Annotated in this window: 21 protein-coding genes; 11 read left to right on the top strand and 10 right to left on the bottom strand. The window is 61.7% G+C overall.

Annotated elements, in window-relative coordinates; translation table 11 throughout:
- Positions 1–20 precede the first annotated feature (20 nt).
- Positions 21–2,471: an amino acid permease gene (locus tag AC6RUA_RS17455; protein ID WP_499815616.1), complete on the bottom strand. Its 2,451-nt coding sequence runs from the start codon at positions 2,469–2,471 to the stop codon at positions 21–23.
- A 1,257-nt stretch (positions 2,472–3,728) separates the two neighbouring features.
- On the opposite strand from AC6RUA_RS17455, the gene trkA reads away from it, so the two are divergent.
- Positions 3,729–5,123: a Trk system potassium transporter TrkA gene (trkA, locus tag AC6RUA_RS17450; protein WP_499815615.1), complete on the top strand. Its 1,395-nt coding sequence runs from the start codon at positions 3,729–3,731 to the stop codon at positions 5,121–5,123.
- Between the two features lie 519 nt (positions 5,124–5,642).
- On the opposite strand, the gene AC6RUA_RS17445 is transcribed toward trkA, so the two are convergent.
- Entirely contained in the window at positions 5,643–6,410 is a 768-nt protein-coding gene (locus tag AC6RUA_RS17445) for a DUF8832 domain-containing protein (protein WP_499815614.1), read from the bottom strand.
- Positions 6,411–6,533: 123 nt separating this feature from the next.
- A complete protein-coding gene (locus AC6RUA_RS17440; RefSeq protein ID WP_499815613.1) occupies positions 6,534–6,704 on the bottom strand; it encodes a hypothetical protein in 171 nt (56 codons plus the stop codon).
- Between the two features lie 284 nt (positions 6,705–6,988).
- Here AC6RUA_RS17440 and AC6RUA_RS17435 point away from each other — a divergent pair, with 284 nt between their 5' ends.
- The 6 genes from AC6RUA_RS17435 (at position 6,989) to AC6RUA_RS17410 (ending at position 11,127) form a co-directional block, all read left to right on the top strand.
- Entirely contained in the window at positions 6,989–7,390 is a 402-nt protein-coding gene (locus AC6RUA_RS17435; protein WP_499815612.1) for a hypothetical protein, read from the top strand.
- Between the two features lie 129 nt (positions 7,391–7,519).
- Entirely contained in the window at positions 7,520–8,116 is a 597-nt protein-coding gene (locus AC6RUA_RS17430) for a helix-turn-helix transcriptional regulator (protein WP_499815611.1), read from the top strand.
- A 127-nt stretch (positions 8,117–8,243) separates the two neighbouring features.
- On the top strand, positions 8,244–9,089 hold the full coding sequence (locus tag AC6RUA_RS17425; protein ID WP_499815610.1) for a hypothetical protein: 846 nt from the start codon (positions 8,244–8,246) through the stop codon (positions 9,087–9,089).
- Between the two features lie 200 nt (positions 9,090–9,289).
- Positions 9,290–9,841: a hypothetical protein gene (locus AC6RUA_RS17420; RefSeq protein ID WP_499815609.1), complete on the top strand. Its 552-nt coding sequence runs from the start codon at positions 9,290–9,292 to the stop codon at positions 9,839–9,841.
- A 504-nt stretch (positions 9,842–10,345) separates the two neighbouring features.
- Positions 10,346–10,684: a four-helix bundle copper-binding protein gene (locus AC6RUA_RS17415; protein WP_499815608.1), complete on the top strand. Its 339-nt coding sequence runs from the start codon at positions 10,346–10,348 to the stop codon at positions 10,682–10,684.
- A gap of 53 nt (positions 10,685–10,737) precedes the next feature.
- Complete coding sequence (locus AC6RUA_RS17410) at positions 10,738–11,127, top strand: four-helix bundle copper-binding protein (protein WP_499815607.1); 390 nt, start codon at positions 10,738–10,740, stop codon at positions 11,125–11,127.
- A 10-nt stretch (positions 11,128–11,137) separates the two neighbouring features.
- Here the strand turns inward: AC6RUA_RS17410 and AC6RUA_RS17405 are convergent, their stop codons facing one another.
- On the bottom strand, positions 11,138–11,923 hold the full coding sequence (locus AC6RUA_RS17405; protein WP_499815606.1) for a sulfite exporter TauE/SafE family protein: 786 nt from the start codon (positions 11,921–11,923) through the stop codon (positions 11,138–11,140).
- A gap of 279 nt (positions 11,924–12,202) precedes the next feature.
- On the opposite strand from AC6RUA_RS17405, the gene AC6RUA_RS17400 reads away from it, so the two are divergent.
- Together AC6RUA_RS17400 and AC6RUA_RS17395 are read left to right on the top strand one after the other, a co-directional pair.
- Entirely contained in the window at positions 12,203–13,987 is a 1,785-nt protein-coding gene (locus AC6RUA_RS17400) for a bifunctional metallophosphatase/5'-nucleotidase (RefSeq protein WP_499815605.1), read from the top strand.
- A 64-nt stretch (positions 13,988–14,051) separates the two neighbouring features.
- A complete protein-coding gene (locus AC6RUA_RS17395; RefSeq protein WP_499815604.1) occupies positions 14,052–15,200 on the top strand; it encodes an MBL fold metallo-hydrolase in 1,149 nt (382 codons plus the stop codon).
- Between the two features lie 600 nt (positions 15,201–15,800).
- On the opposite strand, the gene AC6RUA_RS17390 is transcribed toward AC6RUA_RS17395, so the two are convergent.
- From AC6RUA_RS17390 to AC6RUA_RS17380, 3 genes are all read right to left on the bottom strand, one after another.
- The gene (locus tag AC6RUA_RS17390; RefSeq protein WP_499815603.1) at positions 15,801–16,799 is read right to left on the bottom strand and encodes an ion channel; all 999 of its coding nucleotides are present in this window, start codon (positions 16,797–16,799) and stop codon (positions 15,801–15,803) included.
- Positions 16,800–16,881: 82 nt separating this feature from the next.
- Positions 16,882–17,220 (bottom strand): DUF4396 domain-containing protein, encoded by a 339-nt coding sequence (locus AC6RUA_RS17385; RefSeq protein ID WP_499815895.1) that lies wholly within the window; start codon positions 17,218–17,220, stop codon positions 16,882–16,884.
- Between the two features lie 636 nt (positions 17,221–17,856).
- Positions 17,857–18,060 (bottom strand): hypothetical protein, encoded by a 204-nt coding sequence (locus AC6RUA_RS17380; protein WP_499815602.1) that lies wholly within the window; start codon positions 18,058–18,060, stop codon positions 17,857–17,859.
- Positions 18,061–18,152: 92 nt separating this feature from the next.
- Here AC6RUA_RS17380 and AC6RUA_RS17375 point away from each other — a divergent pair, with 92 nt between their 5' ends.
- The gene (locus AC6RUA_RS17375; RefSeq protein ID WP_499815601.1) at positions 18,153–18,374 is read left to right on the top strand and encodes a hypothetical protein; all 222 of its coding nucleotides are present in this window, start codon (positions 18,153–18,155) and stop codon (positions 18,372–18,374) included.
- Positions 18,375–18,512: 138 nt separating this feature from the next.
- On the opposite strand, the gene AC6RUA_RS17370 is transcribed toward AC6RUA_RS17375, so the two are convergent.
- From AC6RUA_RS17370 to AC6RUA_RS17360, 3 genes are all read right to left on the bottom strand, one after another.
- Positions 18,513–19,421, bottom strand: coding sequence for a CPBP family intramembrane glutamic endopeptidase (locus AC6RUA_RS17370; protein WP_499815600.1), 909 nt, complete (start codon positions 19,419–19,421; stop codon positions 18,513–18,515).
- Between the two features lie 267 nt (positions 19,422–19,688).
- Positions 19,689–20,804 (bottom strand): APC family permease, encoded by a 1,116-nt coding sequence (locus AC6RUA_RS17365; protein ID WP_499815599.1) that lies wholly within the window; start codon positions 20,802–20,804, stop codon positions 19,689–19,691.
- Positions 20,805–21,733: 929 nt separating this feature from the next.
- A complete protein-coding gene (locus AC6RUA_RS17360) occupies positions 21,734–22,903 on the bottom strand; it encodes a mandelate racemase/muconate lactonizing enzyme family protein (RefSeq protein WP_499815598.1) in 1,170 nt (389 codons plus the stop codon).
- A 1,424-nt stretch (positions 22,904–24,327) separates the two neighbouring features.
- Between AC6RUA_RS17360 and AC6RUA_RS17355 the strand changes: the two genes are divergently transcribed.
- A complete protein-coding gene (locus tag AC6RUA_RS17355; RefSeq protein ID WP_499815597.1) occupies positions 24,328–25,908 on the top strand; it encodes an alpha,alpha-trehalose-phosphate synthase (UDP-forming) in 1,581 nt (526 codons plus the stop codon).
- Positions 25,909–26,330: the final 422 nt, after the last annotated feature.

Raw genomic sequence — 26,330 nt, 5'->3', positions numbered from 1 at the left:
CGCTCTGACGAGTGGACGAGTTACTCGGTACTCGTCGAACGGGACGATGGGAGTGACTGCGATTTCAGGAGGTATCGATACGCCGAGAAGACCGCGGATTGAACACGTCCACCCAACCCGGTCTGACTCGCGTAGACGACCGTCGGAATCCGGCGCGTCGTCGACTGGTCGATGACCCTATCCGCGACCCCACCGAAGATATACCGACTAAACACACGGTTCCGTGACGCGCCGACGAGAAGCGACCCGCCGACGTCGACGGCGACGTCCGCGAGCGCTACGGCGATATCGTCGGATTCGAGTCGGTGGACTTCGACTGCCTCCTGTTCGTCGAACCGGTCGAGCGTGTGCACGACGTCCTCGCCCGTCCCTTCCTCGCCGGTCGGGGTGACGTTGACGACGTGAACGGTAGTGCCCTGCGCTGCGAGGGTGGTCGCCAGTTCGACGAGGTCCTCGTGGTGGGGGCCGCCGCCCGCACCGATCGTCACCGTCGAGAGGTCGACCGCCTCGTCGATCGCGTTGAGGAACAGCACGTCGCACGGCGACTGGTATTCGACCTTCTCCGTGATGTCGCGGCGTTCCTCGGGGTACCCCATCAGGATTCGGTCGACCGACTCGTTTCTGGCCGTCGTGAGGACGTCGAAAGCGACGTCCCGGCAGATGTGGCCCTCGACGACCACGGTCGCGTCGAGGTCGGCCTGTACCCCGCCGAGTTCTTCCGAGATGCGGTCCGCACGCCGTTGGGCGGTGTCGACGAGCGCAGCGCTCTCGGTCTGTTCGGGTATCTCGGTCACGTTGAGTAAGCGGACCACCGGATCGTCACCGTACAGTTGACCGATCGCGGCCGCGAATCGGGCGTACCGGCCCGCCCGGTCGGGTCGCCCGACGGGGACGAGAATCTGGTAGCGGTCGTCGGAGATCGTCTCGTCTTCGGCGACCGCGGTCGCTCCGTCGCTGACGGGGACACCCGCGGTCCCGCTCCGCTCGCTCTCGCCGTGCGTTTCGGAGGTCGCGGCGACCTGTCTCGCTTCGACCGTCTCCGTGACGAGTTCCTCGCGGTCGGGGGCACCCCCCCATGCGAGGTAGCTTGCGACCAGTACGGCCTCGACGACGACGGCGATGACGATACCGACGGGCGGGAGATTCGAGATGAGCGCGATGTTCGCGAGAACCCCGACCGCGGGTACCCACGGCGAGGCGGGCACGGAGAACGGGCGGTCGATGTCGGGGAACTTCCGCCGGTTGACGATCAGCGCGACGTTGACCACCGCCAGCGGCGCGAGCAGGTTCATGTTCGCGAAGCCGGTCAGTGCGTTGAGTCCCAGGTTCGTCAGCGTCACGCCACCGACGACGGGAAGCGTAATCGTCAGGTCGGCGGCGACCGGCCCGCCTTCCGCAGGGAACAACCCGACGAACACCGCGATCAGGGCGACGATCGTCCCGATAGCGGTCACGATGCTCCAGAACGGTGTCCGATACTCCTGGTGAATCCGGGAGAACGACCGCGGTGCCTGTCCCCGGTTCCCCATCAGGCTGCCGATGCTCGACGCGGCGAGGATCGAGGCGTTCGACGCCGACACCATCGAGAAGATCGCGCCCGCGACGATCAGTGGTTGCCCCCACGCACCCAGTGCCGAGAAGGACCCCGCGACCTGCCCCATCGCGGTCTCGCCTGCCTGCAACACCGAGTCCTCGACCGGCGCGTTCACCATCGCGACGATGACGAACGTGTAGAGGACGGTGACGGTGCCGATCGACGCCGCGATTGCGAGCGGAACGACTCTGCGAGGCTCGATGATTTCGCCCGCACTCGCCGCGATCGCCGAGAAGCCGAAGAACGTGATGAACGCGACCGCGGCTATCTCGACGATCCCGGCGAGTTCGAACTGGAAGGAGGCGGTGAACGTTCCGACCGACTGAGTCGGGCCGACAGAGGCGACGGCGCCGCCGATGAACGCGAACAGGACGGCCACCTTCGCTCCCGTCACGAGCACTTGGAACGTCCCGCTCTCCTCGGTCCCCTGCGCGTTGAGTGCGCCGAGAATCAACGCTGTAAGGATTCCCCAGACCCCGCCGGGAAGGTGGACCTCGCCCATCCCGAGCAAATCCAACGCGGGCGCGAGGACGAACTCCGAGACCCAGTGGTCCATCGTGCCGAGGTAGAAGGCGGTCGTGGCGCAGTAGCCCACAAAGAGCGACGCGCCGACTCCGAACAACAGGAAGTCGTTGTCGAACGTGCGCGACGAGAACAGGTAGCCACCACCGTTCTCGGAGTAAATCGAGGCGAACTCGGAGTAACTCGCGGCGGTCACGCCCGCGATGACCGCCGCGATGACGAACGCGATGACGGCACTGGAACCGATCTCGTACACCGCGCGCCCCGACAACGAGAAGATGCCGGCTGCGATCATCGTCCCCAGCCCGATCGCGAACGCGACCTTGAAATCGAGCGTCCGGGTCTTCTCTACCATACTAAACCCCCGGACCCTCTCTCCACGCCGAGGAAGGGTTCTCTGCTTCGGTTCGTTTCCACTCCAGCAGGCGACCCGCCGCGTTGATCGTCACGAGGAGAGCGAGTAGCTCAGCAAGTAAAAAAGCACAGATATACAGACGCTAAAAAATCCAAAATTTCTCCATTCAACTCCATTCATCACATCACGTCGGGTCTCGCGTCGAGGTGAAGCCACTTCGTCGGCGAGATATCCGGTCGATAGGGTAGTCCAGTTGAACGGACACCTCATTCCCTGACTGCCACCCTCATGAGGGGGAACCGGTCGGTGGTCTTCGGTCCTTCAGAGGAACCCGCTGTCGATTCCAATGAGAAGTGGACCGCTGGTATACCGGAGTACGCCGCGCCGAAGCCGAACCCACAGAACGCCAACAGTGTCACTACCCAATCGTGGGTGGTCCGAACCCCGTCCACGACTGCGAGGAGGATTAGACCCAGCCAAGGGGCAGACGAGACTCCCGCCCGCGAACGCGAGCGACAGTAAGTACAGATCGCGTGTCGCGGAGAGGAACGGATACGACGGGTGCCAGAGGTTCAAGAGATGAGAAGACTCCCTCCCCCTACGTATAGAAACAGTATCGCACCGAGTACGTGAAGCAACGGACGAGACACACGCAGGCTCGTTCCCCCGGCCCACTCGAGGCCCTCCGCCGCACGGATGTACGGCAAACGGGAGGGCTCAGGGGGTTGCATGGACCCTTCCGATCAGACGTGAGGACCACATATCTCGGCGAGGCGAAACGAATCGCTCGTCTATCCGAGTCGTACAACCCCATCGACCCGGCGAACGCCGCCCAGGTTCGAAGTGCTGCGAGCAGTAGGACAGTTGACGGAGCGAGGCTATCCGGGGGTGACCGATCTGGTTCCGCCTGTCTGTCGGCCCCCTGACCGCCCAATCCGGACTCACACTCGGCTGTATTAGATTCAGTAGAATGAATCTAGAGACTAGTTTCAGACGATAGAAATATAATCGAATATTTTGTATTTCCCGGTCACGATGGAGGATTCTACGTCCAACGAGGGCCGTGACCCACCGACTCAAGTGCCTTGACAGCATCCGGGCGCGAGAGATTCTCTCCTCTCGTCTCAACGTCGCTTCATCGAGGGGAGTAGGTGTCGTCTGGGTGGCCTGTCTCTTGGTCGTCGTTCGGCATGGGGTAGGGGTTCAGATAGCCGGCTTCGAAAACGCTTCCCGAGCCCTCCAGCCAGTATCCCGCTGATGAAATATAAGCACCGTCAATGGGAAGTATTACAACTTTGCGCTACTCAATTCGATTCGATGGAATTGCTCATCGTCGGGGCAGGTAGTGTTGGATCGAACATCGCCCGCGACCTCGCGGAGACACACGAACTCACCGTCGTCGATCGGGAACCCGAGCGGGTTGAAACACTGAGTACACAGGTCGATGTGGCCGGCCACGTCGGTGACGGCCGCTCCCGTTCGAGACTTCGCGAGGCTGGACTCGACCAGGCAGATATGATCATTGCGTGCACGGACAACGATGCCACGAACGTGATGGTCTGTAACGCTGCCAAACGGGCGACGGATGCACACACGATCGCGCGGGTGAAAGCGACCGGACTGCTTCAAGCGTGGCAGTCGTCGGACGAGGGGTTCGGGGTCGACACGATGGTGTGTCTCGATCTTCTCGCCGCCCGAACGCTCGTCCAGACACTCACTCTCCCCGGCGCCGATGCGGTCGACACGTTCGCGGACGACCGGGCCGAAACCGCCGAGATCCACATCGGTGAGGACACACCGGTAGCGGGGCGCACCGTTGCGGAGGCCGACCAGTACCCGTCGCTCACGTTCGCCGCTATCGTCCGCGACGAGGAGGTCATCATCCCCACGGGAGAGACGGTCATCGAAGCAGGCGACTCGCTCGTCGTTATCGGGAGTCCGTCCGCAGTCACCCGATTCGGGCGAGATATCTCCGACCGCCCGGCGCCCACGTCGAACGACGACATCCTCGTACTCGGCGGCGACACCCTCGGCTATCAGGTCGCCCAACTGTTTGAAGAACGTGACCTCCCCGTCCACCTCGTCGAACACGACACGGAACGGGCGGAATGGCTCGCAGAGCGGTTACAGAAGTCGAGGGTCGTCGAGGCCGACGCCACCAACCTGGAAGACTTCGGCATTGACCGTCTCCCTGACGCCGACTTCGTTGTGAGCGCACTTGACGACGATACCAACTACCTCATGATGCAACTCTCCCACGAACTCGGGACCGCGCGGACCGCGACCACCGTCGACAGTCCCGACCTCCTCGACCTGTTCGAAGAGAGCGAGACCGACCTCGTCGTCCACCCCGAGGACATCATCGCCGGCGAGATACTGGAAGTCGTCTACCGACACCGCGCCGAGTCGGTCTCCGTACTCGAACACGACAACGCCGAGGTGCTCGAGATAGTCGTCGATCGAGAGAGCGTTCTCGCCGGTGACTCGTTAAGTGACGTGGCCCAGCACCTGCCCGATGGATTCGTCGTCGGGGCGGTCATTCGGGGGGGTACCCTCCGAACGCCCCGCGGGGGAACGATCATCCAGACCGGCGATCGCGTAATCTCGTTCGTTGACGCTGACGTGGCCGAAGAGGTCGCTGAACGCGTTTGAGATGAGGACGCGACCAGCCTACTCATCACGAGCGCGCCCCAGAACGCCGCGAGTCGAATCGAGGCACCGACTAGCAATCCGAGGCCGATGACTACCTCTCTCCACGGGACCGCGCCGTTCACGAAGTCGACGAACCACGGCGTGGTTCCCATCGCAACGAACGGGTCCGCGGCCGGACCGGCCTTGTTCGGGACCGCCCCCGTAGATAGCCCCCCGCGCTGAACCTTCCGGAGAGCACTGTATCCAGCCCACTCTGGAAGAACGCGAGTCCCATCACCAATCGAAGTGCCAAGATGAACCAGACACTCACCGTGTGCGACTTCCCCCGTGCCGTGAAGCCCCGATGGTACTCCCCAGCTGTACTTCTTGCGATGCCAGGTTGTAAGAGGATTCACGAGTAGCTGCAAAGTGGTAATCTGTCGAAAAATTAGGAGTCGATAGAAGCGGCCCTGCGATCGAGCACGTGGTTTTAGTGAGCGGTTCTATGGGATCGTCGGTTCGGAGTCGTTCGGGAGCGGGTCAGCGTTCGATCCGAATATCGTGCAGTGTTGTGATGAGTGTCCCGTCCGGTTTCGACTGGAGGTACAGCCGGTATCTCCCGGGCGTCGGGAACTGCGCGCCGAATTCGACTCGTCCGCTGTCGGGGCTCGTCTCCTCGGGATGGACGTGCAGATAGGCGAGATCGCCCTCGCGGAGTGCAACGAGATGGCCGAGTGCGCCCAAGTACGGATCCAGACGGGACACGGCCTCGCCGTCACGCCTGATTTCGAACGCTAACTCAACGGACTCGCCAGCGAGAACCTCGTCAGCCAGGAGTTCGACGTCGTATCCTTCAGTCGAATCCTGCTGTGACGTATCTGGGCGTGGCGCAACCGCCATCTCCCCTGAGGCGAAGAGGTCGAATCCGAGCGTCGTCGGTCGCCCGTCGACGACGAGGTCAACGAACGCCCGGTAGACGCCGGGGTCGGGGAGGGTGAACGCCTCGACGCGCCACGTTCCATCGCCGGCAAGCGTTGGATGGAGATGCTGGAATCGAGTCAGGTCGCGCCGGACGACGATCAGGTGGCCACGCTGTCCGTGCGCCTCGTCGAACTCGGCCACGACATCGCCATTCGACGCGACAATCTGGAAGCTCCAGTCGACCGGGTCACCGGGAGTGAAGCGCGTGTCCGTCGGGACGAAGCGGAGTCCATCTGCGTCGACCGAGAGTCCGCCCAGCGTAGCATGTCCACTGGGCCCGTACCCCTCAGGCGGACCGTGGCCCCCGTGGTCGGAGTGATTCTCCATAGCGTAGAGATGGTCTGGTACGGATTTACCGATTGCTCCGATCTGGTGTCGCGAACCGGCTTCTCTACCGGGCAGTGGAGCAGCTTCCGGTTCACAATCGGGAGATCGACCCGTTAGTGTCAATTACGACGTCGGCGTGGTAGCCTCGGATTCGAGCCGCTCTTTGAAGAATCCGAGTTCCCTGTCGGTGTGGTCGTAGAGCTTCGCCTTCGCGTCGAGGACGGTCGCGAACACCCACTTTAGGAAACGACCACGACGGTTGTTCGGGAAGTCCAGCCCGACGGCGTGTGACATCCGGGTTCCAGCCTCGGTCCCTTCGAGCCGAATGGTGCCGCCGTCGGGGATTCGAACGGTGACGAGGCCGCGAAGGAGAGGATAGTACGCTGTCTCCGTTCAGCCGCCACGTTGGGATACTCGGTGTAGGGGGAACCGACCGTGCAGGTCGGCGTACATGCCGGTGACCTCTTCGCGCTGGTGGAACGTCGCACCCTCGCGCGGGCGGTTATCAACAGGCGTGTCGTATTCGAGTCCGTAGTGTTCCTCGGGGTTCGAACCCCGTCCAGTGGACTATATCGGTCATGTACTCCCAAGTCTCGGCAGGGGTGGCATCGATGACGATTTCGGCATTGTCGGTTCCGTACATTGGAAGACCTCCATTCGTCACCCACCGAACGAAGACGTTGTACAGCCACGCGAAGGGGTACACGACGACGCTGATGACGGCCGCCTCGATTCACGCCAGCCACAGTCCCGACGACCGTCGGCTGGAAGAACGTGTGCCACTGCTGCATCATCTCGACCCCACCCTCGTAGACGCCGGTGGCTCCGAACACGCCGAGCAGGAGCATTACGACGGCGAGACGTACTACTTCTGTTCGAAGCGGTGCGAGCGATCGTTCGCGAACAGTCCCGCTGCGTTTGCACAGCACCACCCGCAGGTGTCAGGGGCGGAAGCTTCGCAAAGTCATGAGCATCACTGAACGCCGTGGGTCGGTCCCCGTTCGCGTGGCGGGGGTGAACGGAGTCTTGCCCCGAATAATCACAACTGGTACAGCGCTGTCTCGCCAACAAGCGGGTATGACCAAGCAAGCCAGAGTGAGGTGGGGAGAATGAATCGACGCCGGGCCGACACAGTCGTCGGACTTCTCGTTACTGCCATCCTCCTCGTCGGCGGTGCGCTCAGCTGGCAGGCGTACCAGCAGCAGCGAGCCTTCGAGCAGATGGGCTCGATGATGGGGACGTCGATGGGAGCAGTCCACGGGACTAATCCGCTCTGGTACGTCCTCGGGACACTGTTCGTCGCCGCGGTCGTCGGGGGTCTCTATCTCACCGTCCGTGACGATCTCTCGGTAACTGATGCGAGTGCCCAACCGGAGCTGAACGAGTCATCGAGCACGGCCAGCGAGGAGGTCGACGGCTCGCTGCAGCGTCACGCCCAATCGGATGGCGCAATCAATCCAGAAGAACAGCCTCGAGCCCGTGTTCTCGACCTCCTGCCGGACGACGAACGCCGAATTCTCGAACCCGTCCTCTCCTCGCCCGGCATCACACAGGTCGAACTACGGGATCGCTCGGATTTCTCGAAGAGCAAGGTGAGCCAGACGGTGAGTGCCCTCGAGAAGCGCGGCCTGTTGTATCGCGAGCGGCAGGGACGGACGTATCGTGTCTATCCGAGTGACGACTTGCAGCAGAATCAGACGCAGTAGCATTCGTCACTGCAACTCCACATCGCTTGGAACCGTGGTGTCGTGGGTACTGAACGCGAGGCGGGATACGTTCATGTGGCCCCGTTCTTACCACGAGGCCTATACCGGACGACCAAAAAACGGGTATATGCCCTCCTCAAAGCTCTCCCGCCGACGTATGTTGAGATCGAGTCCCATCGCACTCGTCGGACTCGCAGGCTGTCTGTCCCAGCCCAGGTCGTCAGACCCATCGACGAACACCTCACTACGGTCACCGACTACTGGCGGGACGAACACCAGGACGCCTCATGACGACAACGAAACGAGTGTCGCGTCCGTAGACGTCGTCGACTTCGTACTCTCTCCACTCGCGGGTGTCCATCCCCACGTTCATCGCCAGGCCCACATCCAGTACGTTGTCGTCCGGCTGACAACCTCGAAATCGGGGGACGCGCTCCGAAATCGACTGGCGCTCACACTCGACGGGGGGACCGTTCCGCTGGCTGAACGCCAGCCTGTCCCACGGGAACACGATACCGTCGATCTCGCGTTTGCCGTCCCGAAAACCCAGACGTTCGACCAGGGACGAGTCGTGTTCGAGCAGACAGAGCTTTGCTCACTCTCGGAATCGACAGTCCGTCGTCTGAACAGCCCACCTGCGTTCGAGGTCTCGGATGTATCCGCCTCTCCCTCCGAGATTCAGGCCGGAGAACGTGGGACTGCGACGGTTCGGTTCGTCCTTGCGAACACCGGTGAAGGACGTGGAACCTTCGGTGCCAGCCTCAACGGGAACTTCGTCTCGGGATATCATACAGTGACCGCAACACTCGACAGCGGGGCACACCGCGATGTCACTGCGTCGACCGAAATTGTAGGAAATAGCGACGAAGCGGCGGTTCGTCTGGACTGGGGCTCTGACGAGTGGTCAACCCGCATCTCGGTAGTTGAAACCCCGACCACTACTGAATCGGCAAGCGAAACATCCTCTTCGTGAGCGGGATGGGGTACGAATCGGACGGACGCTCAAAGGTAGACCCGTTTCGACTCGAAAGAACAACTGCAATCAACCCTACCGTCGTAGTGGATGCTATGAGAACGGACTCCCTCCTGCCCGTTACCACGGACAATAGCCGTGGTGAAACAGGTCCTCAACACGGGTTACCAGCAGCACTCGTACGGATAACGACCTGGTGCGTGTACGCGCTCATCACGGGAATCGTCCTTATGGGACTGTCCTTTCTCACGAATCCGGTCCCCGATCCGTCATTCCCATGGGCGACTCTTCCCGACTCTCTCAGAATCGCCTACACGCAACCCCGAATCGAACACTGGCCGGTCACCTACACCGTAGGCCTGTGGGCGATCGTCTTTACGCTCCCGCTCGTGCTGTTGCACGCCTACCACTGTTGCGGGTCACGGCTCTCGCTTCGGCCGAGTACGTGGCTCGCAGCGCTCCCCGTGACGGTGATGCTCGCGCTCACCACCTACTGTCGGTTCTTCTGGCCCAAACTCCGGCCACCGACGTGGAACGCCCCTTCCTACACGCTCGTCTGCTGGGGCTACTGCTCGACGTACGATCCGTTTTGGAGCAACCTTGCGTACGCAGCGACAGTCGTCGGTGTGGGTGCCACGTACCTAGCCTATCGAGAGTCGTCGTACGCGAAACACGCACTGGCGACGTTCGGAGTTCTCTCGTTTCCACTCGGTGTACCCGCCCTCGTGGACGCCTATCGTCGGCACGTCTGACCGACGTGTATCAGCGAATTCGAGCACCCAACTCCAAAATCGGTGAGCCACTGACAAGAAACGTACTGGGATGTCATTCAGCGGCGTGAGCGTGTTCGGTCGAGGAATCGGCTTCCGGTCTCTGGAAAACCGAACTGGGGAGATGGTCAAAAGTGGAGGTGGAGTCCGGAGACGCGTATCACGTCCGTCGCTCGTCGTGCGCGGAGAAACTCGTCGAGCAGTACGAATCCCCGAAACAGGCAGCCGACGAATAGACGCGTTCGTCTGAATCGGGGCCGTGTCCGCTGTTACAAACCACGGATTGCTCAGCCTGCTACTTCGGATTGTGAAACGACTGGAGCGCCAATTCGCTCCGACGTGAGGTCATACGCTGATTCCTCTACGCACCAGATGACCAATATCTGCCTTTTCGGGCCCCTGAGCGGACAGGACAGAATCGCTCGTTCCTCGCTTGGATCGGTAGCCACAACTCACGAAAAGGAGTCGGTCGTAGTACCGAACGCGATGGCTCAAATCAACGAGTTGCTCGACGATTCGACCCGCGAGTGTATCGACAACTGTCACGAAGCCGTGAAGGCCTGCGCCCACTGCGCTGACGAGTGCATCGGTAAGGGCGAGGAGATGGCGGAGTGCCTCCGGCTCTGCCGCGACGTAGTCACGGTCGCGTCGACGTGCGCTCAGCTCTGTGCATCGGGCTCGCAATTCAACGGCGACATCGCGGAGACGTGCGCAGACGTGTGTGAGTCCTGCGCCGATGAGTGTGAACAGCACGACCACGACCACTGTCAGGCCTGTGTCGAGCCGCTCCGCCAGTGCGCGGAGTCCTGCCGCTCCATGGCCTGAGCCACCCAGCGCAGTACACATCCGACGTCGATATTTTTAGTCGGTCCACGACGATGGCCGACGGATTCCCGATACGACAGTCCGACCGGTGGTCCGCAGCCGAACTACCTACCGTCGTGGTGGCCCTTCCTCTGACGCGATGCCGCCGATATTCCGCATTGCACGCGCGCTTCACGGCCCACAACTTCAACGACAGCGCCCACCTGGCCGCAGCCTGCGCCGGTGCCTGTGAGGAATGCGCCGAGGAGGGTGAGCGTCATGACGCCGACCACCGACAGACCCGCGCTACAGCCCGAAATTCGCCGAGAGCTGTCGGAGCGTGGACGCCGTATTCAGCCCTAAAAAGCGCTCAATCCAGTATCGAGCCACGGATACCACTCACTATAGAGTGTGGCAGCAGAGTTCCCGAGAGAACGTGCTGGAACCGGAACGAATCAAAATAGCAGAACTGCGTCAGAGCTCAGGGATTGCTGTGAAGAGCAACACGAATGCGTTCACAGTCAGCAGTCCAAGCACGACCCATTGGAAGATACGTTCGGGGATGTTGTCGAAGATGTAGACGCCAACCCAGGCGCCAAGAAACACCATAGGGACCGCGACTACAGCTTCGAACATTAGCGGCGTCGTGACCGCCCCCGTGTACGTGAGGCTTCCCAGTCGATACAGCATCAGCGCCCCGAAGAAGGCGGTGAACGTCGCCTTCATCTCTTCGTCGCTCCAGAACCCGCTGGCGGACATGAACGCACCGTAGACGATCATCGGCGGACCGGGGACCGCGACGGCACCGCCGAAAATTCCGGCGAGGAGACCGGCCGTCGCGCCGACGACCTTCCCCGGTCGGTAGTCCCGTGCTTCGATCCAGTCGGTGACCACGTCGAGTTGCTGGGTCGCCCCGACGATGATGACCGCTAACACGAGGACGGTTCCGATGGCGACGCGCATCTGTGCCTCGTTGAACTGGCTGAACACGTAGATGCCGAGCGGCATGCCGACGACGAGTCCGCCGACAGGAACGACCCACTTACGCCAGTCGAACGCGTCGCGGACGCTCCACCAGACGCGGGCGTTGCTTACGACCGCTGTCGCCGTGAAGATGATAGAGGCACTCGAAGGCGACCGAAACAGCGGCATCAGGCCCATCGACACCTGTGCGAAGCCGAAGCCTGCGATACCGTGAACAACAGACGCGACCAGGATGACGACCGCAGAGAGGCCGGTCGTTATCCAGTTACTCGTCATCAGTTCGACTCTCCTTCACGACCACTCAGATGCATTATCCGACTCGTAGTACGGTGTACCAGTATATTGCAGTTGTTGCTTCGCTGCAGTTGGCGAACCGGCGCTTAGATTTGTAATATATTATTCTGGTAGGATAATTCGTATTCTAATCCATTATCGGGGCAATAATCGGAATATTCGTTCAATCGTCCGCGATTGCAGCAGTCAGTCCTTGTGCGGAGTTTCGACTATCACCCACAACACTTGAGTGTCGAGTAATCGTACGAGTTCACCGTTACTATGAACGGCGTACAGACGGCGGCTGGGGAGTGGCGACGGCTCGACGGGAGCGTTGTCGAGGATGAGGGGAGAGAGCCGGATCTCGTATTCACGCACGTCAGTGACCTCCACGGGCAGTTGGTGCCCAGACACCAGATATACTACGACAACGAGACGTCGAGGCCGGACATGGAGTTCGGAGACGCGGACCACACTATCGAGCGGGCCGGCGGCGTGCCAGTACTCGCGGCGAAGCTCGCCGAACTCCGGGACGACTATGACGTGTGTACGCTGATGAGCGGTGATACGTTCCACGGCTCCGCCGTAACGACGTACACAGATGGGCAAGCGATGCTCGAACCGATCAACGAACACGTCATCCCGGACGTCTACGTCCCGGGTAACTGGGACTACTCAAACGAGGCCGCCGAAGACGGGAACTTCCGCGACCTGATGGCCGCACTCGACGCGCCCGTCCTCGCGACCAATCTATTCGACTGGGAGACGGAGGAGTTGCTGTACGACCCGTACCGGCTTCTCGACGTCGGTAGCCTCTCGGTAGGCGTCGTCGGGATGACGAACGTCTACGTCGACCGGATGGCCCCCGCGTTCTACGAGGGGAAGTACCGGTTCGGGAAACACCCCGCACTCCTCGAAGAGGCCGGCCACGCCGCCCGCGAGGACGGCGCTGATGTCGTCGTGGCGGTCACCGAAATCGGCCTGCCGTGGATGGTCCAGGCTGCGAAGGACTGTACGAATATCGACGTGATGTTCAGCGCCCACACCCACGAGTACACGTACGACCCCATCGTCGTCGAGGAGACCGAGACAGTGGTCGTCGAGTCCGGCATGGGTGAAGCGCTCGGCCGCGTCGACCTCCGCGTTCGAGACGGGGAGGTGCAGTTCAGACACCACCTCTACTGCCTCACCGAAGACGGCGAGTACACGCCGGACCCGGACGCCGATGCACAGGAGACCGTCGAGTCGGTGCGTGCGCCGTTCTTCGAAGAAAACCCAGACTTCGAGCGCGGAGCCGGCACGCTCGGTCGTCCCCTAGATACGGTCGTTGGGCGGACGGAAACACCGCTCTACCGGCAGTCGTTCCTCGAAAGTGCCTGGAACACGCTGTTCAACGACGCACTGCAGGCCCACTTCGGTACCGACCTGGCCGTCTCACACGGGTTCCGGTACGGGACCGCGATACCTCCGGGTGACGTCACGCTCGACCAGTTATACACGTTCTTCCCGATGGCGACGCCCGTCGCCCGCGGCGTCGCGTACGGCCAGCAACTCACGAGCCACATGGAGGAGTTTCTCGAGGACAACTTCACGCCATACCCCTACGACCAGGAGGACGGCCGCGTCCGGAACTTCTCCTCGAACGTCGAGGTAACGGTCGACCCGACCGCCAAGCGCGGCCGTCGCCTCGTCGAGATGCGAATCGACGGCGAACCGGTCGATTCGGAAGAGACGTACTCGGTGGCGACGTTCCGCCGTCCTGGCGACCCGGAGCGCGACCTCGGTAACTGCGGGTTCCCGTTCCAGGACGTTGAGGTCGACGACGGGACGATTCCGGTCGACGTCATCGTCGAGTACCTCGGAGAACACTCACCCGTCGACTACGAGGTGACGGGGCTAGTCGAGACCGCAGACGACGGTGGTCGAGCCCAGAACACGCCCGCCGACGGGCCGTATCCCTTCATCCAACCGGGCGTCGACTATCAGGGCGGTGAGGCCTACTGCGAGACGTCGATGATTCCCAGTGGGAACGTTTTCCCCGAAGAAGGGCGTAACCGAAAGCGCTAGAGAGCGTCGGCGCACGCGACAGATCCAACGAACGACAAACCAGACACGACACGGGTGAGATACGATGGTCAAAAACATCACTGCGGAACAACTGGCGGACAAGATCGACTCTGACGAACAGTTCACACTCATCGACACGCGTCCCGAAGACAGCTTCGACGCCTGGCACGTCCGTGACGCGGAGAACGTCCCCTACGACCCTGACGAGGGATTGAGCGAGGGCCAACTGAACGAGGTGAACGCGCTAGTCGATGGCCGGCCGGTCGTTGCTATCTGTGGCAAGGGCCTGACGTCGACACCGTTCGCGTTCGACCTCGACGAACACGGTTACGACGACGTTTCAGTCGTCACCGGCGGGATGGAAGAGTGGAGCAAGCTTTACGAGGTCGTCCCTATCGAGACGTCCAGCGACGACCTCGTTGTTCGGCAGGTCCAGCGCCGGGCGAAGGGCTGTCTCGGCTACGTCGTCGGCTCGAGCGAGGCAGAAGAAGCGGTCGTGGTCGATGCGACCAGACAGACCGACCAGTTTAAAGTCGCCGCACAAGACGCCGGACTCGCGATTGCACGCGTCCTCGACACACACGTCCACGCCGACCACATCTCCGGGTCTCCGACGCTCGCCGACGAGATTGGCGTCCCCTATCACCTCGGCGACGGTGCCAGTGAACGTGGTGTCGAGTACGAATACGACCCGCTATCGGACGGCGACGTCGTCGAAATCGGTAGCATCGAGATCGAGGCGCTCCACACGCCGGGGCACACTTCGGAGATGATGAACTACCTCGTCGACGGCGAACTCCTGTTGACGGGTGATACGTTGTTCGTCGACTCCGTCGGGCGGACGGAACTCCAGTTCGGCGAGGACGACGCCGCTGGTGGGGCCGAACTACTGTACGATTCACTCCACGAGACCGTCCTCGGCTTACCGGACGATACGAAGATACTGCCGGGTCACCTCACCGTCACCAGTGACGGGCGCTACGAGAACGGCTCACCGGGCGACCCCCTCGAAGCCCGACTCGGCGACCTGCGCGAGGAACTCGACCTTCTCGGACTCGACCGCGACGCGTTCGTCGAGCAGTTGGTCAAGAACGCCCCGGAGAAGCCCCCGAACTACGAGCGGGTCATCGCCATCAACACCGGTAGAGAGACTGTCACCGACGAGGGAGAGGCGACGGAACTCGAACTCGGGCCGAACAACTGTGCCGCCTAGAGGACGGAGACCGCTCTCCCCTGGTGGAGGTCAGACCGACACGTAGTCGATCGATGGACAGGCGTATCCCGACGCCGACCCGCTCCAGATTCGACCGGAGAACACGTCCGGATTCGGATGACCAACCAGAGTCGTCCATCCGATGCACCTTCACGGCCACTTTTCCGGGTCGGCAACGCAGAGACACGGTCATCGTCCCCTGACACAGAGGGCAGTAACGCTAGACTTCCACGCGGACAACCCGGGCCGGTAGTTGTTCCACTGTCACAACCAGTACCATCTCGATGCCGGGATGGCGCGTGTCGTGAGCCACGCCGAACAACTCAGGGGCGGGATTCGGCTCAGACGACGGTCAGCGTTGCTCGTACGACCGGACTCGGCTTCGCCGTCTGGGGCGAACACTGGAAGAAGTTCACGGACGATACAGAACCCAGCGGTCGAACACCCGCCACCGAGAAGTCAGGTGCAACCCGTCGTACGCTCTTGGTGTAGCCACGAAGCGAAGTTCGGTGTCTCGACCATGCTCGAGAGTGGGGCGTTCAACCCTCACCGAGAAACTGGTTGGCTCGAGTACGAGCGCCCGTCTGAAGTCACTCGGTACTACTCCTCCCACGCCCCCGGCCACTGGCGCGCGTCCGCCCGGATTACCCCGTACATGGTCCGACGTCGAGTTTCCAGTTCGTCGAGCGCGTCCTCAAACACCTGGTCGGATACGGTCGGGACACCGGCCTCACGGAGGGCGGTGAGGTCGGGCGAGGGCGGCGACTCGTCTGCCGGTGTCGAGAACGTGCCGACCGTGTTGAGGTAGTTCTGGACGCTTGAGCGCGCGTTTTCAAGGACGGAGTTGCCGGGCCTGTTCTCCTCAGGCGTCGCTCGCTGCCAGAGGGTCAAGGCGTCGTCAAGACTGGCGACGCTCAGCACGGCGGCGGCCTCGCGGTCGTCGGTGTAGAAGTAGTGCAGGATGGGGTAGGCCTTGTGATTGGCCGTCAGATCGTTCAGCGCAGTGGTGATACTGTTGAGTGGGAGCGCGATGTCGTCGAATCCGTCATCGTTCCAAGCGGTAGCGACGATGGATTCGCCATCCGGTCCGAGTCCACTCACGTTCTGTGCAAACGAGCGTTTCTGCGTGACTGCATCGAGGACTGAGAGGACGTAGGTGATACTCAGGGTTACCAGCAGCATTCCGCTCGCGGTCATCAGTGCAGTCAACACCTGCCAGAGACCATCCTGGGGCGCGAAATCGCCGTTTCCCATCGTGAACATCGAGTACCCTACGAAGTAGAAGCGCTCGACCCAGGAGATGGGGCCCGCGTCGACGGTGTCTCTCAGAGCGTTGCCGGCACTCCCGAAGACGAACATCCACCCGCCCCAGAGCAAGGCGATCCACATCCCGAGCCCGAGGACGAGAACGAGTGGACCGGCGAGCGTCCGGATGCGGGGGCTGTATGTCCCGAAGCGTCGTAGCAGCTTCCACGTCCCCCTCATCAGGCGTGCGGTGAGGGGCCCCGCCCCGCCCTCGACCCAAAGGGTCGTCCACAGGAGGTCGAGCGCAGCCACGACGAGCAGACTCACGCCCAAGCCGAAGTAAAGATAGTTCACTGGTCTGTCGTTCCCTCCGAAGCCGGATCAAACTGCGTAGGTGCCTGCGGCGAGTTCATCGTCGACGATGGTGGCGGCTGAATCATTGTTGTGAGGTGCGATAGTCGGCGGCCTGTGCCTGTCGGCCGCTCTGTCTCCTCTCGGCCGGATTCTCCACACCTTCCTTGACGCCGAAGGGGACCAAAACGGCGTTGACCGGGAACGCGCAAACGAGCCCAACGGACAGTGAGAACGTCAGCGTCCCCCAGAACAGGAGATCGCCGGTGCGGGCCTGACTGGCTATCAGTAGGTCTGTCCCGATAGCAGCGATCTCCATGATTGTGATGCTCGGCGTCTCGCTGTAGAGGGCGTCGGGCATCGTCTCGCCGAATCCGACGCCCTTCTGCATCAGTGGACCGACGGTGAGGGCGTAGCCGAACAGATACGCGAGCGCGAACGTCCCGACGGTGACGACAGCACACTCTGGAGTGCGAGCAGGCCCGCGAGGAGCGCGAACCCAAGAACTTCGCCGGCGCCACTGCCGGAGTAACAGTGGGCGGTCGAGCGGAAGTCACACCGAGTCGGTGCGGATCTGGGGGCGGCCAGAGTACCAGTAGACGGTGAGACCGAACGGGCCGGGATACAGTACGACGAGCGTCCGGACGCCTTTCATCAGCGACGGCAACGCCCGATTCCGCTCGCGGATGTCCCACCAGAGAGGGTGCCGACGGACGCGAAGACGAACAGCGCCCAGACACCCATCACGAGCGGGTCCGACAGGATCGGTTTCATCACGTACCGAACCGGTGCGAGCGCGTGTTCGGCTGTGTGGGGGGTCCTTGGAGTGGCATAGTCCACGGGTAGCTGATCTCATTAGAGGCTGTGCGCTATCGTCCGCCGCTCGATGAATCGCTACACGACTTAGTTGGGGAGGAGAACATTCTGCAGTTGTGGTTACCATTCTAGAGTGGGCCGGGTCACCGTTCTCGGCTCTCACCGGTTCCAGCAGTTCGGGGCGTGCCAACCCACTCTCCCGACAGATTCGGTGGAGATGAACGATTCTATTCCTGAAAGACGATTAGAACACCCTATACACGTTCTCGAACGTTCTCCTGTGTTGATTCACATCCACCGTGCCACCCAGTGTGAAGACGACGAGGTGTTCGTCTGCGAGCACTGCGGCCTCAGCTGTCACCGCCACAGTATGGAACAAGACGAGACGGAGGTCTGTCCCCGGTGCGGGGGCGAACCGATGATCGGGGCGATCGAATTTCAGGGTCACTACCCTACACGCGTACCGGAGACAGCCGGGAATCGGAGCGCTAGCTGTTCGACTGGCGAAATGCGTTTTTAGCTCGTGCCCGTAGCGCAGGTATGTCCACGACCGTCGAAGTTCCCGACGCCGACGAGGCCTGTGCGTACTGCGGGTCGCGCATCTTCGACCACGACCCGATCTGTGTCCGCGACTGCAACGACGACTGCGGGTCGCCGACGTACTTCTGTAACCACGCGTGTCTCTCGGCGTACGTGGACGACAACGGTCTGACGACGGGCGACGCGTGCGAGTGGTCGCCCGACGAACCCGACCCCTGCTGAGTGCACTCAGCTCGGCGAATACACGGAGCCACGTACTTAGAACAGGTACGCACCGGGGCCGAGTCGAACTCCGCGGTCGGAATCACGGATGCGATCGACAGCCCGCTCCTCTCTCCCCACCAAACGTGACGACGGAGCTCAATTGCTTGGGTGCCGGTGCGAGTCGTCGACATCGCGTGACCGGGTGCCATCGGTGAATCGGTCGAGTCGTGGCCAGACGACCGCGATTAGGGCCCCGAGTGCGACCGCCGTGAGGATGCCGGCGTCGGACGCCCCGACGAGCATCGTTGGTGTGTTCATGAACGCGTGGATACCGATTGTCACGAACAGGTTTCCTGTCCGGTAGTAGACGACTGCCAGCAGTGTCCCCCAGACGAATAGCAGGAGGAGTGTCGGGCCGAGTTGCCCCAGCGTGAGTCCCTCGCCAACGAGCCGGTTCGGCACGTGGATGAGCGCGAACACCCCCTGTGAGGCGACGAGTGCGAGGAGTATCGACAACCGCGGGGCGGTCGTGAGTCGCCGTTGGAGCTTGTGACGGAACTGGTTGAGGAGGAACGCTCGGAAGACCACTTCCTCGTAGAGGGCGTTCCCGAACAGCTGGGCGACGAGTGCGCCGATCGTCGCCAGCGCGCCTCCCGTCACCCAGGTCCCGTTGAGCTGGACCGGCTCGCCAATCCAGAGGAGGACGGCGACGCCGACGACCTGCATGAGCAGCCACACGCCGACCGTCACGACCACGCCCGCCCTGAGGTCCCCGCGGCGAAGGCTCAGATCACGGAGCCGGAGACGGGCGGCCCAGAGCATCACTCCGCCGATCACGAGCAGCAGAACCGGCAGGTACAGGAGTAACGTGGGCTGTACGAAGCCGCCAGTCACAGTGACGATTGGCCGGGTAACGGTGAGGACGAACTCGCGGTTAGACCAGATCAGAACCGGATATCCGGCTGCCAGGAGGACGACGGCGGCGATGACGAGCCACGACGCTTCCCTGATTCCCGTCAGGTCAACTCGCCAGCGACGGAGCGGAGAAGGGGTGGTGGAAGACATTGCTGTTCACGTATCCTAGTACGCGTTCCGAAATCGTTAATCGAAGAGACCGTTCTCGGCCGGTGAGAACGACGTACTTCGTGTGATATCCCCAGTTCACCTGGCACTCGTCGTTCGGTCACCGGGTGTTCTACACGAAGCCGTACACGTAGAACACCAGCAATCCCAGCGAGGAGCAAAGCCCGGCGAGAGCCGTTATCGAGAGGCGCCCAACCGTCAATGGGGCCGTGAAGCCGGCGCGAGCGTCCGGTGCGTCGAACCGCAGTTTCAGGAGCGCGCTGTTGACGAGGACGAACACGACGAGGAGGCCGCCGTTAGCGAGCCCGGCCACCTGTCCGAGATCCCGGAGCAGCGTGAACGGGACCGTGACGCCACCGGTGAGAGCGATGGCGAGATAGGGCGTCCGGCGATCCGTGTGAATCTGGGCGAAGAGCGCGGGAAGGACCGGTACTCCGATTTCGAGACGCCGTACACCAGCCGCGAGGTCGAGACGAGCAGTATCAGGACCGTGTTGGCCGTCGACGTGAGTGCGATCGCCCCGACGAGTGCTGCTGCCGTCTCCCCGCCGGCGGCCCGTGCGACCAGGGCCAGTGGCGAGGCCGAGTCACCGAGCGTCTGCCAGTCGACCACGCCGACCGCGGACAGCGCGACGAGGACGTAGAACACCGTCGTGACCCCGATGGCGATGAGAATGGCTCGCGGGACGGTCCGCGTCGGGTTCTCGGTCTCCTCGGCCACGTTGACGATGGACCCGAAGCCGAGGTACGCGAAGAACGCGAGAAACGCACCCTCGACGACACCGGGGGCTCCGAACGGTGCCTCGAAGACCGCCACGGTCCCCCACGCCCTCCGACCGAACCAGATCACGATCGCGAGTCCCGCGACCTCCGCGACGGTGAACAGCAGGTTGAGCTTCGCGGAGACGTCTATCCCCCAGAAGTTGACGGCGGAGGCGAGGACGACCAGTCCCACGGCCACCGGGACGGTGGGGCCGCGGACGAACATCCCGAGGTAGCCGGCGAACGCGAGCGCCACGGCGGCCGCCGAGACGGCGCCGACGAACACGCGCATGAACGCGACCACCTCCGCGAGCCGCTTGCTCCCGAACGCTTCGCGGACGTAGACGTAGTCGCCTTCTCCTTTCGGAAACCGCGAGGCGAGTTCCGCGTAGCTCAACCCGGTGAACGAGGCGACGACCGCGGCGACGACGAACGAGAGAGGTAACGCTTCGCCCGCCACGCCCGCGGCCTCGCCGAGCACTGCGTAGATACCGGCGCCGAGGATGAGCCCGACGCCATAGACGGCCACCTCGAACAGACCGAGGTTTCGACGTAACGTCGGGACAGCCGCCTCAGTCGCTCCCGTGCCATCGGGCGTACTCATCCTTCGTTAGCCTCGAAATGTCCGCAATACAATGACGTCTACGCTTCGTGCCTCCTCCGACAATCACCCATCGGGCTATCTATCTGGCTCAAGTAACGTCACCGCTATGCTGACGTCACGAAGTCGGTGACAGCCCGCCTGATCTGTCCCCGTGGTCGAACACGAGATGACCACCGGTCCCGTACGGCTGGAATCCGGCGTCCGGAATCCAGTCACCCGTTCGTCGTTGACGATGCCCGCGTTTCACGGGTCGACGGGGACCAGCGTGTCGAGCAATGCGTCGACTCGGTGGCGTGTTTCGGGCGACGCGGACCGGTAGTCGTCCCTGTCGATGCCGAACAGTGCCTGGAAGGCCCGGGTGTGTGGTCCACGAGGAGCCAAAACACGGGGGTTTGCAGGAGAGCGTGCAGCACCTATTGCAGCGAGCAGGACAGGTGTTCACCCCACGTTCGAAACGCATCAGACCACCTTCTGGAGGCGACGACTGGCGTGTGTGACGACGTCTCTGGATACGAGGGTCGGAGTGCCGCCACGGGAACGAAGACGGGACGGCGTTGACCGGACCCCACGGCCCGGACAGGAGCATTCCCGCCTGAAACGCCGGGTGGTCCACGAGGGCTGTCGGCGACTCCTGCGCCGTAACGCTCAACGCTCCCATCGCCTACGACGCAGGGACCGAAGTGCAAGCGAGTGTGATCCCCGGAGTGGCAATGGGTACGAACTTGCTCTCCGGACGCTGGCGGTCACACCGGAGCGATCGTTCGACTGTGACCGTGTCCGGACGACGTTTGCCATAGCCACCTCTCTCTCCACCAACGACCAGCGGTTGACCGGAACAATGAACGGCCACGACTCACCCAAGAGCACATCCTCATCGAACCGATTGCCTGAATCTACTGTGCAAACCATCTCCCCCGACGCCTCTGCTATTAGGAACTGACCGGATACCCCTCAAGCGCGTCCTCGTCGGGTTCACAGCCCCAGCCAGGCTCTCTGGATAACTGGAGTTTCCCGTCCTGGTACTCCGGGGCGGTCGTGAACAGTTCGTCGTCCCAGGGAAGTCGGTCGATGTCGGTCTCCATAATCCGTAGGTTCGGTACTGCGGCCGCCCAGTGGGCGTTCATGAACGTTCCCAAGTGACCGTAGTAGTTGTGCGGGGCGACGTGGAACTGGTGGGCATCGACCATGGATGCGATCTTCGTGGCCTGCTGGACGCCGTTCCAGAGCGCGTCGATGATGACCACGTCCATTGCTCGCTCGTTCAAGAAGGGGACGAACGACTCGTGGGGGACGACGGCTTCGCATGAGGCGATGGGGTGGGGGCTCTCGCGTCGAACGTCTGCCAGCGCTTCCGCACTGGGAGAGTCTATCTCGACCCAGAACAGATCGAAGTCGGACAACGCTCGCACCATGCGGGTATACCCCTCCGGCTTCAGGTTGTAGTTCAGGTCAAGGAGGATATCTATGTCGGGTCCAGTGCCCTCCCGGAGGGCCTCGAGATACTCCCGCTGGGCCTCCAGTTGGTCGTCCTCGATTGTCAGCGAGGGGTGTAGCGGCTCGCCGAAACCCGGAGCCCAACCATGGGGTTCGTCGCCACTGAAGTCGAAGATATTCGTCTTCAGCGCGTCGAACTGACTGTCACGGACTTCCTCGCCGAGGGCGACTACATCGTCCAAGCTCTCGATCGGATCGTAGTACTGCGGGCGGCTGATTCGGTAGCTGCCGCAGTGAGACCAGTAGACGGGTATCTCTTCGCGGACCGCTCCTCCGAGGAGGTCCACACAGGGCACGCCCAGTGTCTTAGCCTTCGCGTCGAGGAGGGCGTTTTCGATGGCTCCGATAGCCATCGCCCCGACCCCAGTGTAGGATTGGCGCACTCGGGGGACGAGCTTCGACCGGACGCGTTCGACGGCCATAACGGGTTCGCCGACAACCGTCTCGGCCATGTCCTCAACGACTGGGGTGATGCCCGTAGCCCCCAAGTTTTCATCGAACTCGCTCCAGCCCACGATGCCGTCGTCGGTGGTCACGCGAACGAAGTGGTAGTTGCGCCATCCCGCGTCGCAGTGTCTCGTCTCGACCGATTGGACCGTGTTCATGGACTCACCGCAAAGAACATACACGCACTGATATAAAACTCCTCGACTACTACTCTGCCGCTCGAGATCACAGGTCGTAAAGAGAACGTTGTCTATCCGAGCAATCCGGACATCAGTCGTTATTATGACTATTCCACACGTAGAGCAGGGTATAGACGTCCAGAAGCGTCGGGGCCTTATCGTTTAGCCCACTTCGTAATTCGGCCAGAACCTGGTTTTTACAGGCGAGATTGGGCTTCCAGTACTGATTGGGATTGTATCCGGTTCGAACGTTACAATCGGCATACGTACCGAAGAATCCACTCATGAGGCTATACTTATAGAAGACGTACTCGCGAGGGTAGACGAACGTCAGCAAGACGGTCGCCAGAGACAGACGTGGGCCGTCTGTTGTGTCAAGAGCCGAGTGAAATCGCATAAACCGGTCGAGCCGAAGCGTGAGATCAGTCTCCTCGTGAAATAGATAGGAGAGTACGTCGGCCGCTTCAGCCGAATTGGCCTCGGAATACTCTCTGAACTCGTTCCAGAGTATTCCCCTGGATCTGCCGCCCAGCAAGTACGTCGGGATCGGACTACGTAGCGTCGTGCTTTCCGTCAGATCATCTACGAGGGGACCGACGTCAGATTCGGATAGGCTCGCTAGAGGTGAACGATGTCGCTATCTCTTATGACCTGGTATACTTAAACCAGAGTCCAAGAGAACTCTTCCTTCATCAGGTCGTCGGCAATTAGACGTGGGAAGCTACATCACCGAGATCAAACTGTTTTACATCGTCACGATCAGACACTGCATCACGAACTGGTTGAGTGGCACCGTTTCGCGTGACGAGTCCGTGCTCCGCTGTTCACTCGCCACCCGTATCCGGCGACCGCGGATCTCGTCTGCGTTGGGTCTCAAGCGACGTGAGCGCGCTGTAGTCGAGGGATACGTTCGTGATCTTACCTCGCCGGCGCCAGCATGCCGTCTACTGTGCAGCCGACGAGGTCCACCTCGTATTCGTTGTACCATCACCGACCGGCTGTGAATACGCGATTGTCGACAAGCCCCCGACGGCTCGGTTACGTAATACCTCGTTGCGACTCCAACAGCGGAACACGCGCTCGTTGACGAACTGGTCGACGCCGTACTTGATTCTACGACGACCTCTCCAGCGTCGATTCGACCCTCTATCGAGAGGAACGGTGACGTACCCTCCGATACAGTTCTTCCACTCGTCAGATCGTCACTCCGTCCGGCGCAGCCTGAATCGTCACCCTCACCCATCATACCGGATACGCCGCCGGCCCACAGACAACGGCACGGGTTGTAAAACGGGAAATTGGTCGCCTGGTATGGGCGGGGGAGGGAGCGATAGCGGGATTACGATGGGAGTGCAGACGCAAGCCGCGGGCCTATTCTTCACGAAAGAGTATAAAAAAGTGCGATGAACAACGACTCGTCCTCAGTCGGATCGGTGGGAACCGACAGAGAACGTCTCCGGTCTGGGATGGACCAAGAGCGACCGGCCGAACAGGAGGACGCTACGCCACTGGTAGACGACCTCATCGTCGTCTCGAACAGACAACCGTACCGCCATCGCAAGGAAGGACCCGACGGCGCAGTTACGGTCAACAGTCCTGCTGGGGGGTTGACTGCCGGACTCGATCCCGTGATGAAGCAGATGGAGGGAACCTGGATCGCCTGGGGTGACGGCGACGCCGATCGGGCTGCGGTCAATGATGACCAGCAAGTGTCGGTACCTCCCGATGCCCCCCAGTATACGCTTGAACGAGTCTGGTTGACCGATGAGGAGGTAGACGGCTACTACAGAGGCTACAGTAATCAGGCACTCTGGCCGTTGTGTCACGTTGACTCGGCGAAGGCAACGTTCGACACCGATCACTGGCGTCAGTACCGGGACGTGAACCGAACGTTCGCGGAGAGGGCCGCCGACCGCGCGGACAGCGGGTCAACCGTCTGGTTTCAGGACTACCACCTCGGACTTGCGCCGCGTCTTGTGCGAGAGCAACTCCCCAGTGAGACGTTCCTGATGCAGTTCTGGCACGTACCGTGGCCGGTACCCGACGTGTTCCGCATCTGCCCACAGCGGCGCGAACTACTCCGCGGGCTTCTCGGTAACGATCTGCTCGGGTTTCACACCTCGCGCTACTGTGTGAATTTTCTCAACTGCGTCGATGCGATTCTCGACGATACAATCGTCGATTGGGGCGAACAGCGTGTCCACTATCAAGGTCACGCGACGACAGTACGACCGTTTCCGATGGGCGTCGACGCCGCGGAAGTCCGACGCCGAAGTCTCGAAGCCGACGGGACGTTCATCCGGAGGTTTGAACGCGAACACGACATCGACTCCGAGACACGGGTAATCTTAGGTGTCGATCGACTTGACTACACCAAGGGGATTCCGCGGCGACTGGAGGCGCTCGAACGGCTCTGGGAGAGCCACCCGGAGTGGCGTGGCGAGTTCACGTACGTCCAGAAGGGGTGCGATAGCCGGTCGTCTATCCCTGCCTACCGAGAGCTACAGCAGCGCGTTCGAGACGGTGTCGACCGACTCAACCGGCGATTTGGAACCGACGAGTGGCGGCCCGTTGTCTCCGCAACCGAGATGTTCCCCCGCGAGCAGCTATGTGAACTCTACCGACACGCCGACATCGCGCTGGTCAGCCCGCTCCGCGACGGGATGAACCTCGTCGCCCAAGAGTACGTCGCCTCACAGGTCGAGAACGATGGCGTGCTCGTCCTCAGTGAGTTCGCCGGTGCTCACGGCCGACTCGGAGACGAAGCACTCACGGTCAATCCGTACGACACGGGAGAATTCGCAGCGACCATCGCCGACGCACTGACGATGGACCGCGACGAGCGAGCGGAGCGCATGGCTACACTCCGCCGCCGGGTCCACGCCGGGAGTATCGATATCTGGATCGAAGACGTGCTATCGACTGCAACGGCGGTCAAGACCGACAAGAGAGATCAAGAACACACCCTCCAGCGCATAAGCTAGCGGTTTGGGTATCGCTCCTTCTTAGCGTTGGTCACAGCCCGACGTATCGGACGTGGACAGGAATGACATCTTGAGAGGGCTGACGATGGTGTACTGCAGTGTGAAGGTTGCTACATAGGTACTCGCGGATTGGTTCGATGTAGAGATGGATGACTGAGGACGAACCCGTGGAGGGATTCACCGGTTAGTGAAATGGGCTCGCTGAGAATTATCGCTCGTTTGGTTCGCTAACGTTCCGCATTTCCCCGCCACAGTCGGGGCACTCTCCGGACTGGTCCCGGCAGCACCGGCCTGATGATCTACACTATGTATAACCCTGCGTGTTTTTACCTCTCTGTTGTATCAGTTCACTATCGATGACCACGGCACACGTCGCCAACCCGTTCTGGGGCGAGACAATGACGGTTCTCCGTCACAGGGAG

It is taken from the genome of Halorarum sp. SLYT50 (assembly GCF_059821265.1).
This window is presented reverse-complemented; position numbering and strand designations above follow the sequence as displayed.

Coding starts and splice junctions, on each gene's coding strand:
- AC6RUA_RS17435 (WP_499815612.1), top strand. CDS start 6,989: ATGTACTCCCAAGTCTCGGCAGGGGTGGCATCGATGACGATTTCGGCA.
- AC6RUA_RS17425 (WP_499815610.1), top strand. CDS start 8,244: ATGCCCTCCTCAAAGCTCTCCCGCCGACGTATGTTGAGATCGAGTCCC.
- AC6RUA_RS17415 (WP_499815608.1), top strand. CDS start 10,346: ATGGCTCAAATCAACGAGTTGCTCGACGATTCGACCCGCGAGTGTATC.
- AC6RUA_RS17440 (WP_499815613.1), bottom strand. CDS start 6,704: ATGTCACACGCCGTCGGGCTGGACTTCCCGAACAACCGTCGTGGTCGT.
- AC6RUA_RS17360 (WP_499815598.1), bottom strand. CDS start 22,903: ATGAACACGGTCCAATCGGTCGAGACGAGACACTGCGACGCGGGATGG.
- AC6RUA_RS17455 (WP_499815616.1), bottom strand. CDS start 2,471: ATGGTAGAGAAGACCCGGACGCTCGATTTCAAGGTCGCGTTCGCGATC.
- AC6RUA_RS17375 (WP_499815601.1), top strand. CDS start 18,153: ATGTCCACGACCGTCGAAGTTCCCGACGCCGACGAGGCCTGTGCGTAC.
- AC6RUA_RS17445 (WP_499815614.1), bottom strand. CDS start 6,410: ATGGAGAATCACTCCGACCACGGGGGCCACGGTCCGCCTGAGGGGTAC.
- AC6RUA_RS17400 (WP_499815605.1), top strand. CDS start 12,203: ATGAACGGCGTACAGACGGCGGCTGGGGAGTGGCGACGGCTCGACGGG.
- AC6RUA_RS17365 (WP_499815599.1), bottom strand. CDS start 20,804: ATGAGTACGCCCGATGGCACGGGAGCGACTGAGGCGGCTGTCCCGACG.
- AC6RUA_RS17430 (WP_499815611.1), top strand. CDS start 7,520: ATGAATCGACGCCGGGCCGACACAGTCGTCGGACTTCTCGTTACTGCC.
- AC6RUA_RS17395 (WP_499815604.1), top strand. CDS start 14,052: ATGGTCAAAAACATCACTGCGGAACAACTGGCGGACAAGATCGACTCT.
- AC6RUA_RS17405 (WP_499815606.1), bottom strand. CDS start 11,923: ATGACGAGTAACTGGATAACGACCGGCCTCTCTGCGGTCGTCATCCTG.
- AC6RUA_RS17355 (WP_499815597.1), top strand. CDS start 24,328: ATGAACAACGACTCGTCCTCAGTCGGATCGGTGGGAACCGACAGAGAA.
- AC6RUA_RS17370 (WP_499815600.1), bottom strand. CDS start 19,421: ATGTCTTCCACCACCCCTTCTCCGCTCCGTCGCTGGCGAGTTGACCTG.
- AC6RUA_RS17410 (WP_499815607.1), top strand. CDS start 10,738: ATGGCCGACGGATTCCCGATACGACAGTCCGACCGGTGGTCCGCAGCC.
- trkA (WP_499815615.1), top strand. CDS start 3,729: ATGAAATATAAGCACCGTCAATGGGAAGTATTACAACTTTGCGCTACT.